Raw genomic sequence first — 14,650 nt, forward strand, 5'->3', positions numbered from 1 at the left:
TCGTTCCACGCTAGCCCGCAGGCGGGCGATTGCGCCCCCCGGACGTCCGGCTCGGACTGACCTGTCCGGGTACCTTCGCAGAATGTCCGCGCTGATGGTCGGGTTCGACCTCGACATGACCCTGATCGACTCCCGCCCCGGCATCGCCGCCGCCTACCGGGCGCTCACCGCCCGCACCGGTGTGCCGGTCGACGCCGAACTGGCGGTCTCCCGGCTCGGTCCGCCGCTGCGCACCGAACTCGCCCACTGGTTCCCGGCCGAGCGGATCGAGGAGGCGGTGGTCCTCTACCGGGAGCTGTACCCGGCGTACGCGATCGCCCCGTCGGTGCCGATGCCCGGTGCCCGGGAGGCGGTCGACGCGGTGCACGCACACGGCGGCCGGGTGATGGTCGTCACCTCGAAGATCGGCCGGTTGGCCCGGCTGCACCTGGACCACCTAGGGCTGGCGGTCGACGAGTTGGCCGGGGACCTGTTCGCCGAGCAGAAGGCGACGTCGTTGCGGGAGCACGGTGCCGCGCTCTACGTCGGTGACCACGTTGCGGACATGGTGGCGGCCGGGGCGGCCGGTATCCCGGGAGTGGCGGTGGCGACCGGCCCGTGCCCGGCGGACGACCTGCGGGCCGCCGGGGCGCAGCTGGTCCTCGACGACCTCACCGGATTCCCGGCGGCGCTCGACCGGATCATCGGGCTAGCCTTGGAGCAGTAGTCGTATCGAGTGAAGCAGGGGTTTCCAAGGTGCCGACGGGTCGAGTGAAGTGGTATGACGCGGCCAAGGGATACGGGTTCGTCACCAGCGACGAGGGTGGCGACGTGTTCCTGCCGAAGGGCGCGCTGCCGGCGGGTGTCACCGACCTCAAGGGTGGTCAACGGGTCGACTTCAGCGTGGTGGACAGCCGGCGTGGCGCCCAGGCGATGGGGGTCAAGCTGCTGGACGCCCCGCCGTCGATGGCGGAGCTGCGCCGCCGGCCGGCCGAGGAGTTGCACGGTCTGGTCGAGGACATGATCAAGGTGCTGGAGGCGAAGGTGCAGCCGGACCTGCGCCGGGGCCGCTTCCCCGACCGCAAGACCGCGCAGAAGATCGCTCAGCTGGTCCACGCGGTGGCCAGCGAGTTGGAGGTCTGAGGCACCAGCCCGGCGTCGGCGGCCCGGCCCAGCAGCGCCTCCACGGCGGCGAACCCCGCGTCCCCCAGGTCGGCGGTGAACTCGTTGACGTAGAGGCCGATGTGCCGGTCCACCACGTCGGGCTCCATCTCCTGCGCGTGCGCGAGCACGTACCCCCGGCTGGCCGACGGGTCGGCCCACGCCTGGCGTACCGACTCCCGGATCCAGCCGGCGGCGGCCACCGGGTCGACCGTGCCCTTGCGGGCCAGGATCGCCCCGAGCGGGATGGGTAGGCCGGTGTCGGCCTCCCACCACTCACCCAGGTCCACCAGCGCGGTCAACCCGTGCCGGTGGTAGGTGAACCGGGCCTCGTGGATCACCAGGCCGGCGTCGTAGCGGCCCGCCGCCACGCCCGGCATGATCTCGTGGAACGGCACGATCTCGATCCGGGCCGGTGGCTGTCCCGCCGACCAGAGCCGGAACAGCAGGTACGCGGTGGTCCGGTCACCCGGCACCGCCACCGTGGCCCCGCTCAGGTCGACCCGGTCCGCCCGCCCCGCCCCGCCGGCTGCGCTGGCCGGCCCCGTTGCCGGTCCGGCCGCCCCCGTTGCCGGTCCGGCGGGCCCGGTTGCCGGTCCGGTGGGCCCGGTTGCCGTGCTGGCGTCGGTGGTGGCCCCGCCTGCGATGGTGGTGCTGTCGGTGGTGGCGTCCTGAGCTTCGGTGCCCCGGGTGAGTACGAGGGGGCCGCAGCCCCGGCCGAGCGCACCGCCGCAGGGCAGCAGGTGGTAGTCGTCGAGCAGCCACGGGAGCGCCGCGTAGCTGACCTTCACCAGGTCGAAGGCCCCCCGTTCGGCGGCGGTGTTGGTGACGTCGACGTCGGCGAAGGTCACCTCCACCGGCGGCGCACCCGGCACCCGGCCGTGCACCAGCGCGTCGAAGACGAAGGTGTCGTTGGGGCAGGGGGAGATCGCCAGGGAGAGCGCCACGCCCCCACGGTAGCGCCGCTGCGGCATTCGCCCCGCCATCCCCCGATGTGACGCCCACCCCGCCCGCCCCCGGCGGGGGCCGTTCTGACCGGCGGGCCGTTCTGACCGGCCGGTGGGCCGTTGTGGCCGGCGGGCCGTTCTGACCGGCCGGCGGGCCGTTGTGGCCGGTGGGCCGTTGTGGCCGGCGGGCCGTTCTGGCCGGGCGGCGGGCCCGTTCTGACCGGTGGGCCGTTCTGCCCGGGTTGTCCTGGCCGGCGGGCCCGTTCTGGCCCGGCGGGTCTCACCCGCTCGGGAGGACCTGCGTCCGGCTCGTGATCCCACCCGGCCCGGCCCAGCCCGGCCCGGCCCAGCCCGGCTCAGCCCGGGGCGGGGCGACGAGTACTACGTGTGTGCCCTTTCGAGCTGATGACGTCATCGAGTCAGCGCGGGCCGAGCGGCAGCGGGGTCAGCGTGGGGCGGGGCGGTGGCAGGGTCAGCGTGGGGTAGGGCGGTGGCGGGGTGAGGGTGGGGCGGAGTGGTAGCGGGATCAGCGTGGGGCGGAGCGCCGGGCGCGGAGGTGACGCGTACCCACCCTGGCCGAGGCGTGGTGGTTTGACCTTTTCTCGGTATGCCCGGGGCCGTGCCACCCGGCCGGACACCGTTGTCGAGACCATGGCGGGCTGACGACCCGGGCATGAGCCGGAAGCGGCCCGGGACTCCCTCACTGGTTTCAAGACCCATCCGTCTTTCAAGACTTATCTATCATTCAAGACTTATCTGTCTTTCAAGACCTATCCGTCACCGACTTCTTTGGTCGGTATGCCTGGATCGGACCAATCCGTGAATCGCTTACGTCATCAGCTCCAAAGGACGCGACCTCACTACCTTGTCCCCAGCTCCACCGGTTTTCCACAGGGTTGTCCACAGTCGGAGATGAGGTTGTTGAAGCCGAGGCGTAGCACCGGGAGCATGGTGGTGTGACGACGGAGGAGGCCCTGCCGGCCGATCTGGGCCGGACGGTGCGGGCGCTGCGCCGGGAGGCCGACCTGAGCCAGCGGGAGCTGGCCCGGCGTTCGGGGGTGCCCCAGGCGACCATCGCCCGGATCGAGTCCGGCAGTGCGGCCGATCCACGGTTCCACACGGTCGAGCGACTGGTGCGGGTCGTCGGTGGCACCCTGACGATCTCACTGCCCACCACCTCACCTCCCGCGCCGACCGCAGCCCCGCCCCCGACCGCAGCCCCGCCCCCGACCGCAGCCCCGCCCCCGACGGACGCCCCGCCCCCGACCGACGGCCCGCCCCCGATCACCGCCACGTCGACCGTCCAGGCGCCGACCGCCGGGGTGACCTGTTCGCTGCCGCCGGTGCCGCACGACGACCTACGGGACACCGCCGGGCGACGTTATCCGGCCCATCTCGACGTCTGGCCGGTGCACGAGCCGAAGGACTGGCCGGGTGCCTGGTGGGCGGAGTGGTACAACCTGCCGCCCGCACAGTGGCCGCTGCGGCTGCCGCCGGCGGCGTACGAACGGAACCGGGGGTACCGGGACCGGCGTCGGGCGGCGGAGCGGGTCCGGCGTGACGCCACCATCCGCTGGGTGGTCGGTGACGGACGGCCCACGACGGCCTGGCGGTTCGTGGCCGAACTGCCTGACGGCAGCCTGCTGGGGGAGTTGCGCGCCCACGAGTGTGATCCACAGTTGGTCTACGGCGACGACCTGGACTGGCCGCGCGAACTGGTGCTCGACGGGGTGTTGGTCGCGGCCGGGCACCGTCGGATCGGCATCGGTGGCCGGTTGGTGGCCGCCATGACACAGCGGATGGAGGAGGTGGGTATCGGTCTGGTCCGCACGGTGGTCGAGGAGCACTTCGGCACCCGTTTCCTGGCGTCCTGCGGTTTCCGGGTGGCCGCCGGACGCCCGCTCGCCATGTCCCTGCGACGCCCGGTCAGCCCAGCGCGCGGGCAGCCTGGGTCAGGGCGGTGAACGCCTCGCGCATCCGCCAGCCGTCGCGGTCCCGGGGACCGATCGGATTCGAGACGGTACGCAGCTCGACGAAGGGGAGGCCGGCCTGCGCGGCGGCGACCGCCACCGCGTACCCCTCCATGGCCTCGGCCACCGCGTCGGGGTGCCGGTCGGCCAGGGCGGTGGTGCTCGTGGCGGTGCCGGTGACCGTGCTGACCGTGAGCACCGCCCCGACGACGGCCGCCGGGAGGGCGGCGCGTAGCGCGCCCAGCAGCGCCGGGTCGGTGTCGATGGTGGGGCCGCCACCGAGCAGTTCCGGGGGCATCCCCAACTCGTCGACGGGGATGAAGCCGGTCGGGGATTCGGCCCCGAGGTCCGCGGCGACGCTGCGGGAGGCGAGCACCGTTGCGCCGACCGGGGCCCGGTCGGCGAAGCCCCCGGCGATCCCCGCGCTGACCACCGCCCGGTACGGACGACCGGCAGCCTCGGCCAGAGCCAGCAGGCGGGCCGTGGCGGCGCCGGCCACGGCCGGTCCCACGCCGATCGCCCGGACCGTCACCGTCGGGTCGGCCAGCCCCGCCCGGACGGCCTCCGCCTCGGCCGGTACGGCGGTCAACACCAGCAGACCCGTCACGACACCGACCCCGGCGACTGCCGTGGCTGGTCGTCGACACCGCTGCCCGGGACCGCCGAGGACGGCCGGTAGATGTGGTAGCCCGGCGGGGCCAACCCGTCGTCGTGCCGTCCGGCCGCCCCGCTCGGAGCCGGTGAGGTCGGTGCGGCCCGGGCCGCCGCCTCGGTCGCCTCGTCGTCGGCGCTGTCGGCCGGGCGGTCGGCGGCCAGATCTACCCGCGAGCCGGCGGAACGACCGGCAGCGGCATCGGTGGAGCCGGCGGCAGGACCGGGCGGGTCGGTCACCCCGGAAGCCGGGTCGGTCGCCCGCGCGGCAGTGGCGTCGGCCCGGTCCTGGGCGGCCAACTCCTCGTCGGTCAACGGTCGGCCCAGCAGCCGCTCGGCGCGCAGCCGGCCCGCGACGACGATTCCCCGCGCAGCGGCGAGGACGCCCACCCCGGCGGCGACCGCGATGCCGATGCGGCCCTCGAACGGTACGAGGCCGAGCCCACCACCGGCGACGAAGGCGAGCATCAGGGCGGTCTCGGAGTGGGCGAAGGAGCTGGCCCGTAGCCGTTCGGGAATGCGTTCCTGGATCGAGGCGTCGACGGCGAGCTTGGCGATCCCGCTGGACAGGGCTGCGACCAGGCAGAACAGTGCCACCATCGGCAGGGAGAACTTCAGCACGGTCAGGATGCCCACCCCGGCCACGATGATCATCGTGCTGGACTGGATCGCCGCCGGTCGGTGGATCCGCAGCCGGGTGCCGACCGCGGTGGCCAGGAAGCCGCCGATCGCCAGCGCCCCGCCGATGATGCCCAGCGCCGCCTGGTCGCTGAGCCGGCGGCCGAAGAGGTCGTTGGTCAGGTCCCCCTTCTTGAGCGCGAACGCCAGGAAGAGCAGCAGGAAACCGTAGAGCGCGCGGACCCCTGCGGCGCCGATCAGGGTGGCGATCACCAGTCGACCCGCCGGCCGCCCCCGGCCCAACGGACGGTCCCCCTTGCGGCGCAGCGCCCGCAGCGGTCGGGGCACCCGCTCCGGTGGCTCGGAGTCCGCCCGGGGCGGCAACCGCAACGCGATCACCATGCCGACCAGGAAGATCACCGAGGCGACCCGGAGCGGCCACTGCGGCCCGAACCAGAACGCCGCCAACCCCAGCGGGGCCACCAACGCCCCGGCCACCGTGCCGTAGACGCTGGCCCGCGCCCCCACCTGGGACAACCCGAGCCCCTCCGGCAGCAACCGGGGCACGGCGGCGGACCGGGCCACGCCGTACGCCCGAGACAGCGCCAGCACCCCGAACGCGGCGGGATAGAGCCCGAGGCTGCCGATGTAGTCCGAGATCAGCCAGGCCAGGAAGGCCCGGCCGAGCATGGTGGTGGCCAGCGCGTACCGCCGGCCGTGCCGGAAGTGGTCGAGCAGGGGGCCGACCACGGGTGCCAGCATCGCGAACGGCACCATCGTGACCAGCAGGTAGAGCGCCACCTTGCTGCGTGCCTCACCGAGCGGGACGTCGAAGAAGATGGTCCCGGCCAGGCCGATGGCGATCAACGTGTCCCCGGCGCAGGAGACGGCGTGCAGGTCGAACAGGCGGACCATGCCGGTCTCTCCGCCGGCACCCTTCGCGCGGGCCGAACCGGCCCGTCGGGTCATCCAGCGTCCGCCGTTGACCGAGCCGCGCAGCAGCAGGCGGGTGGCGCGGATGCCGGTGCCGACGGTCCGTCCCAGTACGGACCGCCCGGAGCGGGAGAACAGCGGCATGTGCACCATCCTCGCCCATCTGATCCAGCTGTGCCGCACCACGGGGGAAGACTCACTCGGGGAGTGCCTGTCGGCGCGTGTCGCGCATGGGGAACAATGGTCGGGTGACCAGGCCCGCTCCCGCTCGTGCCGCCCGCCTCGACCAGGTCTGCGCCGCCGCCGTCGAGGTGGCCCGCGACGCGATCACCGAGGTGGAGCCCGCCGACATCGGCGACCACCTGCGGGCCGTCGCCGAAGGTGACCGGGTGGTCACCCATTATTTCGAATGCCTGCTCGGTGGTTACCGGGGTTGGCGCTGGGCGGTGACCGTCACCAGGGTCCCCCGCAGCCGGCAGGTCACCGTCTGTGAGACGGTGCTGCTGCCCGGCTCGGACGCGTTGCTCGCGCCCGGTTGGCTGCCGTGGCAGGAACGCCTCCAGCCGGGTGACCTCGGCCCGGGTGACCTGCTCCTCACCCCGTCGGACGACGACCGGCTCGCCCCCGGCTACCTGCTCTCCGACGACCCGGCGGTCGAGGAGACCTCCTGGGAGTTGGGTCTCGGCCGGCCCCGGGTGCTGTCCCGCGAGGGCCGGGCCGAGGCGGCCCAGCGCTGGTACGACGGCGACCACGGCCCGTCCGCCCCGATCTCCACCGCCGCCCCCGCCTCGGCCCGCTGTGGCACCTGTGGCTTCTATCTGCCGCTGGCCGGTGCGCTGCGGCAGGCGTTCGGGGCCTGCGGCAACTTCTACGCCCCCGACGACGGCCGGGTGGTCAGCGCCGAGCACGGCTGCGGCGCGCACTCGGAGACCCTGGTGGAGACCGCCGAGCCGGCGGTCGACGAGCTGCCGACGGTGTACGACGACAGCGCGGTCGAGTCGATGACGGTGGACGGGGCATCCGACCCGGCGGAGGAGTCCGAGCCGGTGTAGCCGTCCGGCCGGTCCTGACTGCGGGGCCGGTCCGCCGGCCGGTGGGCTCGGCGTGGGCGTGACGCCCCGGACGCCCGGTGTGCGGGGCGGGTCAGTCCTGCCTGGCGGATGCCCGACGGCGGCGACGGTGGGCGTCGTGCCGCATCATCGTGGCCAGACCGGGAAAGCCCCACAGGAACCCGGCCAGGCAGGTCCAGAGCCAGTCCTGGTGGCCGTGTTCGGTGAGCCAGCCACGGAAGAAGACCAGCATCAGCAGGCCCACCACCGCCCAGGCGATCAACCCGGCCACCGCGAACGGGACCATCGGCGGGTCGAGTGGCTCGGGTCGTGGTGGTTGCTCCTGCGGCACGGGCGCAAGCGTACCGCGAAGCATCTTCCCGGCCCGCCGCTGATCTGGGACGATGCGCGCGACAACGGTAGATCACCTGCGAGGACCTGATGGCCATAGCGCCGCCGGACAACGGCATTCCCTCTGATCCCGCCCACCCCCGGAACGGTTTCGACCGTTTCTTCGAGATCTCCGCCCGCGGCTCGACGATGAGCCGTGAGGTACGGGGTGGTCTGGCGACCTTCTTCACGATGGCGTACATCGTGGTGCTGAACCCGCTGATCCTGGGCGGAGCCGCCGACGGTGACGGCAAGAAACTGTCGATTCCCGCCCTGGCCGCGGCGACCGCGCTGGTGGCCGGCCTGATGACGATCCTGATGGGGGTCGTCGGGCGGTTCCCGATGGCGCTGGCCGCCGGTCTGGGGGTGAACGCGCTCGTCGCGTTCGAGATCGCCCCGCAGATGACCTGGGCGGACGCGATGGGGCTGGTGGTGATCGAGGGTGTGCTCATCGCGATCCTCGTGCTCACCGGCCTGCGTACGGCGGTGTTCCGTTCGGTCCCGACGCAGCTCAAGACCGCGATCGGGGTGGGCATCGGGCTGTTCCTGACCATCATCGGGCTGGTCGACGCCGGTTTCGTCAGGCGGGTGCCGGACGCGGCGAACACCACCGTGCCGGTGGGGCTCGGCATCAACGGCAAGATCGTCAGCTGGCCGATGCTGGTCTTCGTGGTCGGCCTGCTGGTGACGCTGGTGCTGGTGGTGCGGCGGGTGCGCGGCGCGATCCTGATCGGCATCCTGGCCTCGACCGCGCTGGCGATCATCGTGGAGGCGGTCGCCAAGGTGGGGCCGTCCTTCGTCGACGGCAAGCCCAACCCGCACGGCTGGTCGTTGAACGTGCCGAAGCTGCCCGAGCGGATCGTGGACATCCCCGACCTGTCGCTGCTGGGCAACTTCAACGTGCTGGGCTCGTGGAGCCGGGCCGGCTGGTTGATCCCGTTGATGTTCGTCTTCACCCTGTTGATCACGGACTTCTTCGACACGATGGGCACGATGGTCGCGATCGGCCAGGAGGGGGACATGCTCGACGAGCAGGGCACCCCGCCCCGGGCGAAGGAGATCCTGCTGGTCGACTCGATCGCCGCGGCGGCGGGTGGCGCGGCGAGCGTCTCCAGCAACACGTCGTACATCGAGAGTGCCTCGGGGGTCGCGGAGGGTGCCCGGACCGGGGTGGCCAACCTGGTCGCCGGTGGTCTGTTCCTGCTGGCGATGTTCCTGTCGCCGCTGTCCACGGTGATCCCGTTCGAGGCGGCCTCGACGGCGCTGGTGGTGGTCGGCTTCCTGATGATGACCGCGGTGCGGACCATCGACTGGACCGACTACGAGATCGCCATCCCGGCGTTCCTCACCATCACCCTGATGCCCTTCACCTATTCGATCTCCAACGGCATCGGCGCGGGCATCATCAGCTACGTGCTGCTCAAGCTGGCGAAGGGGAAGGCGCGGGAGATCCATCCGCTGCTCTACGCGGTGGCGGTGCTGTTCGTGCTGTACTTCCTGCGCGGGCCGATCGAGTCCGCGCTGGCGTAGCGCCACCCGTCGGTCCCGGGGCCGGGCGACCCGTCAGGTTGCCCGGCCCGCAGCGGCGGTATTCCCCTCGTGAGCATGGTCATATCGGATGTCGTTAGCCAGGCTCATTAGTTAGGCTAACGACTGTGACGGAGCGGACGGTGACGGCAAACCGCGTGCCACCGGCGCAGCTGGCACCCCAGCTGCGTGATGCGATCACCCGACTCAACCGGCGGGTCCGGCAGGCCCGCCCGGTCGGCGACCTGACGGTCACCCAGCTCTCCGCGCTCACCAGCCTCCGGCTGGCGGGCGCGCTGACGCCCCGGGAGCTGGCCGACGTCGAACGGGTCCAGCCACCGACGATGAGCAAGATCGTCGCGAAGCTGGAGGAGCGTGGCCTGGTGCAGCGCACCCCCCACCCGACCGACGGCCGGCAGGTCATCCTGGCGGCCACCGAGTCGGGCCGGGCCGTGCTCGACCAGTTCGAGCGGGCCCGCGACGAGTGGCTGGCCAGCCGGCTGGCCGCGCTCGCGGAGGACGAACGCGACACGCTACGGCGGGCCGCCGAGATCCTCCAGCAGCTCGCCCGCGCCTGACGCCCCACCGGGTCCGCGCCGTCCGCCGTCGATGACGCGTACGCGACCCGAGGAGGCGCACCAAGAGTGCAGGCGAAGCTGAGCACGATGTTCCAGTCCCTACGAGTCCGCAACTACCGACTCTTCGCCACCGGACAGCTGGTCAAACTGATCGGCGTCTGGATGATGTTCATCGCCCAGGACTGGCTCGTCCTTGAGCTTTCGGACAACTCCGCCACCGCGCTCGGCGTGGTGACCGCCCTGCAGTTCACCCCGGTGCTGCTGCTCACCCTGCTCTCCGGCCGGCTCGCCGACCGCTACGACAAGCGGATGCTGCTCTTCGTCGCCAACGCCTTCTGGACGGTGCTGGCGCTGGGGATGAGCCTGCTGGTGCTCACCGGCCTGGTCGAGCTGTGGCACGTCTTCGCGTTCGCCGCCCTGCTCGGCACCGCCAACGCGGTGGAGACCCCGGTCCGGCAGGCGTTCGTCAGCGAACTCGTCGGCACCACCCTGCTGCCCAACGCGCTCTCCCTCAACGCGGCGGTGTTCAACTCGGCCCGGATCATTGGCCCCGCCGTCGCCGGCCTGGCCATCGCCGCGTTCGACGTCGGCCCGGTCTTCCTGTTCACCGCCGTCAGCTCCGTCGCGCCGCTGGCCAACGTGGTCCGGATGCGCCCGGCCGAGCTGTACCGCAAGGACCTGCTCCCGATCGGCGAACGCGACTCCGCCAAGATCATCGACGGGTTGCGCTACGTCCGGCAACGCCCCGACCTGCTGCTGCCCATGGTGGTCATGTCGGTGATCGGGATGTCGCTGTTCAACTTCCAGCTCACCCTCGCCGCACTGGCCAAGACGGTCTTCCACACCGGGGCCGCCTCGTTCGGCCTGTTCAGCACCGCGCTGGCGGTCGGCGCGCTGGTCGGGGCGCTCGCCGGCACCGGACGGCGCAGCCGCCCGTCGGTATGGCTGGTGCTCGGTGCGGCCGTCGGCTGCGCGGTCTTCGGCACCCTGGTCGGCCTCGCCCCGGCGTACTGGCTGGTGGTGACCCTGCTCATGCCGACCGGCTTCTTCATGGTCTTCTTCGCCCAGGCGGCCAACCAGCGGGTGCAGCTCGGCACCGATGCGGCCTTCCGGGGCCGGGTGATGGCGCTGTGGGTGCTGGTGTTCCTCGGCACCAACCCGGTCGGCGCACCGATCATCGGCTGGGTCGCCGAGACCTTCGGCGCCGGCGCGAGCATCTGGATGGGTGGACTCATCTCGCTGGCCACCGCCCTGCTCGCGCTCACCTGGCAACTGCGGCGCTCCGGGGCCCGGCTGCGCTTCCGGGTCCTGCCGCTGCCCCGCTTCTACGTGGTGTCCCGCCCCCACCTGCTCACCCCCAGCGGGCGGTGAGCGGTGGGGCGGACACGCAGAGCGTGCAGATAGCAACAAAGCGGTGGCGCGCGGCCCCGCCGGGCCCTAGCGTCGAGGTGTGGCAGGCGGGAGCGCGCTGACGCTGATACTGGCTATCCTCGCCGTGGCCTGCCTGCCGGTGGCCTTCGCCCTGCTCTTCTGCCTCGACGAGATCGCCGACCGGGTGGCCTGCGGCTGGGCCGAGTGGCGGGAACGCCGCCGGGAACGCCGCACCATCGCCCGCCTCGACCGGGCCCTCGCCGCCGACCCGGCCACCCGCGACATCGACCTGACCGAGCTGGACCGGGCCGACCGCCGCCCCCTCGAACTCCTCGCCGCCGACCTGCGCCGCCTGGGCCGGCACCGGCTCGCCGCCGGCGGTCGCTCGGTGGTCTGGCACAGCTCGGTCATCGAGGCGTACGACGACCGGCTCCGCGCCGCCTGCCGGGCGTTGGAGATCCCCGAGCACCTGGCCGAGCTGACCGGGGTCGACCGGGAGATCGAACGGGTCCGGGTCGAGGGCGTGCTGGCCGCGGCGGGGCTCACGCTGCCGACCACCCCCGCCGACCGCCGCCCCCGTGACCGGCGGGCGTGAGACTCTTCGTCGCGGTCCACCCGCCACCATCCGCCGTCGCCGACCTCACCGCCCGGGTGTCCCGGCTGCGGGTCGGCACAGCCGGTGCCGCCGGCCTCGACGTACGCCTGGCGCAGCCGGCACACCTGCACGTCACGCTGGCCTTCCTCGGTGAGGTCGAGCCCGGCCGGCTGCCCGAGGTGGCAGGTGCCCTCGGCACGGCCGCCGAAGCCGCCCGCGCCGGCTGGACGCACCCACCCCGGTTACGGCTGGGCGGCGGGGGCCTGTTCGGGCAGGGCCGGACCACCGTGCTGTGGGTGGACGTGCGGGGCGAGGTGACCGCGCTGCGGACGCTGGCCGGGCTGATCCGGGCCGAGCTGGACCGGGCCGGCCTGCCGTACGACGGGAAGCCGTTCCGTCCACACCTGACGGTGGCGCGGCCCGGTGACCGGCTCGACCCGTCCGAGGTGGATGCCGACCGGCTCGCCCTCGACGCCCACCTCGGTCCGTGGTGGCCGGCCGATGAGCTGGTGCTGGTGCACAGCCGCCCCGGCCCCCACCACACCCCCCTCGCCACCTGGCCGCTCCGCCCCGCACCCTGCTGATCATGACGATCGGGGCCGGGCCCGGCGGGCGACGGTTCCGTGACGGCGGCGCGAAGGGGGGTGCAGTGGCGGTGTCCGAGGCGCTCGGGTGCCGCTACTCGGCCCCCGTCGGGGGACCGGTCACCAGGCCCAGGCCTCCGGGCCGGGGCCGCCGTTGCCGACCGGCGGGAACAACTCGTCGAGCCGCTGTTCCGTCGCCTCGTCGATCTCCACCGTCAGCGCGCCCAGGGTGTTGTCGAGCTGGGCGACGGTGCGCGGGCCGATGATCGGGGCGGTCACCCCGGGCCGGGAAAGCAACCAGGCCAACGCCACGTCGGCCGGGTCGTCACCCCGTTCGGCGCAGAACTTCTCGTACGCCTCGATGGCCGGCCGGTGCGCGGCGAGCCCGTCGGCGGCCCGGCCGGCGGTGCCCCGCGCGGCCCCGCCCTCGGCCATCTTGCGCAGCACCCCGGAGAGCAGCCCCCCGTGCAGCGGCGACCACGGGATGACCCCCAGCCCGTAGTGCTGCGCGGCCGGGATCACCTCCAGCTCGACGTGCCGGGTGAGCAGGTTGTAGATGGACTGCTCGGCGACCAGGCCGAGGAAGTTGCGCTTCCCGGCGGCGGCCTGCGCCTGGGCGATGTGCCAACCGGCGAAGTTGGACGACCCGACGTAGATCACCTTGCCCTGGGCGACCAGGGTCTCCATCGCCTGCCAGATCTCCTCCCACGGGGTGCTCCGCGAGACGTGGTGCATCTGGTAGAGGTCGATCACGTCGGTCTGGAGCCGGCGCAGCGAGTCCTCACAGGCCCGGACGATGTGCCGGGCGCTCAGGCCCTGGTCGTTGGGCCACTCGCCCATCTTGCCGAAGACCTTGGTGGCCAGGACGACCTTGTCCCGCCGGCCCCCGCCCTGGGCGAACCAACGACCGATGATCTGCTCGGTGATCCCCTCACCGGTCTGCCAGCCGTAGACGTTGGCGGTGTCGAAGAAGTTGATGCCGTGTTCGAGCGCCCGGTCCATGATGGCGAAGCTGTCCGGCTCGGAGGTCTGCGGCCCGAAGTTCATCGTGCCGAGGCAGAGCCGGCTCACCGACAGACCGGTACGTCCCAGATTCGTGTACTCCATGGGACCACCCTGACACGCGCGGACCTCGAGTGCCTCGCGATGCCAGAGTGGCCCACTGCGATCAGGAGGACTCGCGGGCCGCCGGGCCGGTGCCGAACAGGACGTCGTCCCAGCTGGGCAGGCGCTTACGCGGCTTGCCCGAGGCGTCCGTCGACTCGCCGCCCGCAGCGGCCGCCGCAGCCGTGCCCGTGCGGCGCGGCCGGAGCACGGCAAGCGACGGCACGGCCGGGACCTCCTTGGGCGCGTCCGAGTCGTCGTCGAAGGCGGAACCCTGCCCACCGCCGAGCAGTGCGGCGGCACCACCGCCGACGGCCCGCTGACGGGGCGCATCGGAACCGGCCAGCGCGGCCGGGGAACGCGGGTCGAGACCCCGCCCCGAGGTGCCACCGAGCGGACGGTCCAGCGACGCGAGCAGGGCGTCCCGCCCGGCCCGGATCGGGTCCCGGCCCGGACGGGCCTGCTCGCTGGCGGCCGGCAGGCCGTGTCCGCCCCGACTCGGCTCGCCCCGCGACGGGCCGGGCAGCGCGTGGCCGCCCCGTTCCGGTGCCGGCTCCTGGCCGAGGATCGGCGTGGGACGCTCGGCGCACAGGTACTGCGCCATGTCGTCGTGCGGGGTGACGTTCTGCCGGAGCTTGTCGAGATCCCAGACGGCCTGCGCGGTGGCCTTGCCGGACGGCCAGGTGGCGATGATCCGCCAGGTGCCGTCGTCCCGCCGGAAGGCGTCCCAGGAGATCTTCTCGGTGTCGATGCCGTGCTGGGCCAGCCGACCGTTGACCACCTCGGCCAGCGGGGTCGCCTTCTCGGCACCCTTGAGCCGGGTACGCCGGGCGTGCTGGGCGAGCATGGCCCGCTCCTGGAGCACCGGGCCGGCGTAGCGCAGCACCCGGTCGACGGGCACACCGGCGATCCGGGCGACGTCCTCGGCGGACTCGCCCGAACGGATGCGGGCCTGGATGTCCCGGGGGGACAGTGACGGGGTCGGGTCGACCCCGGTGGGGACCACGGTGAGCGGCGGCGCACCGGGCTCGGCGTGCAGCACGGTCGCGATGCGTTCGTCGATGGGGAGGGCGAGCAGACGCCCGACCTCGTCGGCGAGCACCAGCGCCTGGCCGTCCTCGGAGAGGGCGACGAAGCGTACTGGGCGCATGGCGTAGCCTCCGTCCCGCTTCGCTGGCCGTCACGCCACGAGC

At 72.9% G+C, this 14,650-nt stretch carries 15 protein-coding genes; 9 read left to right on the top strand and 6 right to left on the bottom strand.

Annotated features, from left to right (window positions below; genetic code table 11):
- Positions 1-82: 82 nt before the first annotated feature.
- Together JQN83_RS04020 and JQN83_RS04025 are read left to right on the top strand one after the other, a co-directional pair.
- Complete coding sequence (locus JQN83_RS04020; RefSeq protein WP_208565614.1) at positions 83-706, top strand: HAD family hydrolase; 624 nt, start codon at positions 83-85, stop codon at positions 704-706.
- A gap of 29 nt (positions 707-735) precedes the next feature.
- Positions 736-1,122 carry a cold-shock protein gene (locus JQN83_RS04025; RefSeq protein WP_204925856.1) on the top strand — a complete coding sequence of 129 codons (387 nt, stop codon included), beginning with the start codon at positions 736-738 and terminating at the stop codon, positions 1,120-1,122.
- Here the strand turns inward: JQN83_RS04025 and JQN83_RS04030 are convergent.
- Entirely contained in the window at positions 1,083-2,087 is a 1,005-nt protein-coding gene (locus JQN83_RS04030; RefSeq protein WP_208565615.1) for a 1,4-dihydroxy-6-naphtoate synthase, read from the bottom strand. The genes JQN83_RS04025 and JQN83_RS04030 overlap by 40 nt on opposite strands.
- Positions 2,088-3,043: 956 nt before the next feature.
- Between JQN83_RS04030 and JQN83_RS04035 the strand changes: the two genes are divergently transcribed.
- Positions 3,044-4,051 (top strand): GNAT family N-acetyltransferase, encoded by a 1,008-nt coding sequence (locus tag JQN83_RS04035; RefSeq protein WP_208565616.1) that lies wholly within the window; start codon positions 3,044-3,046, stop codon positions 4,049-4,051.
- On the opposite strand, the gene JQN83_RS04040 is transcribed toward JQN83_RS04035, so the two are convergent.
- Both JQN83_RS04040 and JQN83_RS04045 read right to left on the bottom strand, forming a co-directional pair.
- Positions 4,014-4,664: a futalosine hydrolase gene (locus JQN83_RS04040; protein ID WP_208565617.1), complete on the bottom strand. Its 651-nt coding sequence runs from the start codon at positions 4,662-4,664 to the stop codon at positions 4,014-4,016. The two genes, JQN83_RS04035 and JQN83_RS04040, sit on opposite strands and share 38 nt — an antisense overlap.
- Positions 4,661-6,403, bottom strand: a complete 1,743-nt coding sequence (locus JQN83_RS04045) for an MFS transporter (RefSeq protein WP_208565618.1) — start codon at positions 6,401-6,403, stop codon at positions 4,661-4,663. Before JQN83_RS04045 ends, JQN83_RS04040 begins: the two co-directional genes overlap by 4 nt.
- 86 nt (positions 6,404-6,489) lie before the next feature.
- Here JQN83_RS04045 and JQN83_RS04050 point away from each other — a divergent pair, with 86 nt between their 5' ends.
- Complete coding sequence (locus tag JQN83_RS04050) at positions 6,490-7,311, top strand: DUF3027 domain-containing protein (protein WP_208565619.1); 822 nt, start codon at positions 6,490-6,492, stop codon at positions 7,309-7,311.
- A 91-nt stretch (positions 7,312-7,402) separates the two neighbouring features.
- Here the strand turns inward: JQN83_RS04050 and JQN83_RS04055 are convergent, their stop codons facing one another.
- Positions 7,403-7,660: a DUF2530 domain-containing protein gene (locus JQN83_RS04055; protein WP_208565620.1), complete on the bottom strand. Its 258-nt coding sequence runs from the start codon at positions 7,658-7,660 to the stop codon at positions 7,403-7,405.
- 89 nt (positions 7,661-7,749) lie between these two features.
- Between JQN83_RS04055 and JQN83_RS04060 the strand changes: the two genes are divergently transcribed.
- The 5 genes from JQN83_RS04060 to thpR all read left to right on the top strand — a co-directional run bounded on the left by JQN83_RS04060 (position 7,750) and on the right by thpR (position 12,353).
- Positions 7,750-9,228: an NCS2 family permease gene (locus JQN83_RS04060; protein ID WP_208565621.1), complete on the top strand. Its 1,479-nt coding sequence runs from the start codon at positions 7,750-7,752 to the stop codon at positions 9,226-9,228.
- A gap of 125 nt (positions 9,229-9,353) precedes the next feature.
- Entirely contained in the window at positions 9,354-9,803 is a 450-nt protein-coding gene (locus tag JQN83_RS04065; RefSeq protein ID WP_208565622.1) for a MarR family winged helix-turn-helix transcriptional regulator, read from the top strand.
- 66 nt (positions 9,804-9,869) lie between these two features.
- Complete coding sequence (locus JQN83_RS04070) at positions 9,870-11,174, top strand: MFS transporter (RefSeq protein ID WP_208565623.1); 1,305 nt, start codon at positions 9,870-9,872, stop codon at positions 11,172-11,174.
- 79 nt (positions 11,175-11,253) lie between these two features.
- Complete coding sequence (locus JQN83_RS04075) at positions 11,254-11,769, top strand: hypothetical protein (RefSeq protein ID WP_208565624.1); 516 nt, start codon at positions 11,254-11,256, stop codon at positions 11,767-11,769.
- Positions 11,766-12,353, top strand: coding sequence for an RNA 2',3'-cyclic phosphodiesterase (thpR, locus tag JQN83_RS04080; protein WP_208565625.1), 588 nt, complete (start codon positions 11,766-11,768; stop codon positions 12,351-12,353). The genes JQN83_RS04075 and thpR overlap by 4 nt, the downstream gene beginning before the upstream one ends.
- Positions 12,354-12,473: 120 nt before the next feature.
- On the opposite strand, the gene JQN83_RS04085 is transcribed toward thpR, so the two are convergent.
- Both JQN83_RS04085 and sepH read right to left on the bottom strand, forming a co-directional pair.
- The gene (locus JQN83_RS04085) at positions 12,474-13,460 is read right to left on the bottom strand and encodes an aldo/keto reductase (RefSeq protein ID WP_208565626.1); all 987 of its coding nucleotides are present in this window, start codon (positions 13,458-13,460) and stop codon (positions 12,474-12,476) included.
- 61 nt (positions 13,461-13,521) lie between these two features.
- Positions 13,522-14,607 carry a septation protein SepH gene (gene sepH / locus JQN83_RS04090; protein ID WP_208565627.1) on the bottom strand — a complete coding sequence of 362 codons (1,086 nt, stop codon included), beginning with the start codon at positions 14,605-14,607 and terminating at the stop codon, positions 13,522-13,524.
- Positions 14,608-14,650 lie beyond the last annotated feature (43 nt).

Origin of the sequence: Micromonospora antibiotica (assembly GCF_017599305.1) — a bacterium.
GTDB classification, from domain to species: domain Bacteria; phylum Actinomycetota; class Actinomycetes; order Mycobacteriales; family Micromonosporaceae; genus Micromonospora; species Micromonospora antibiotica.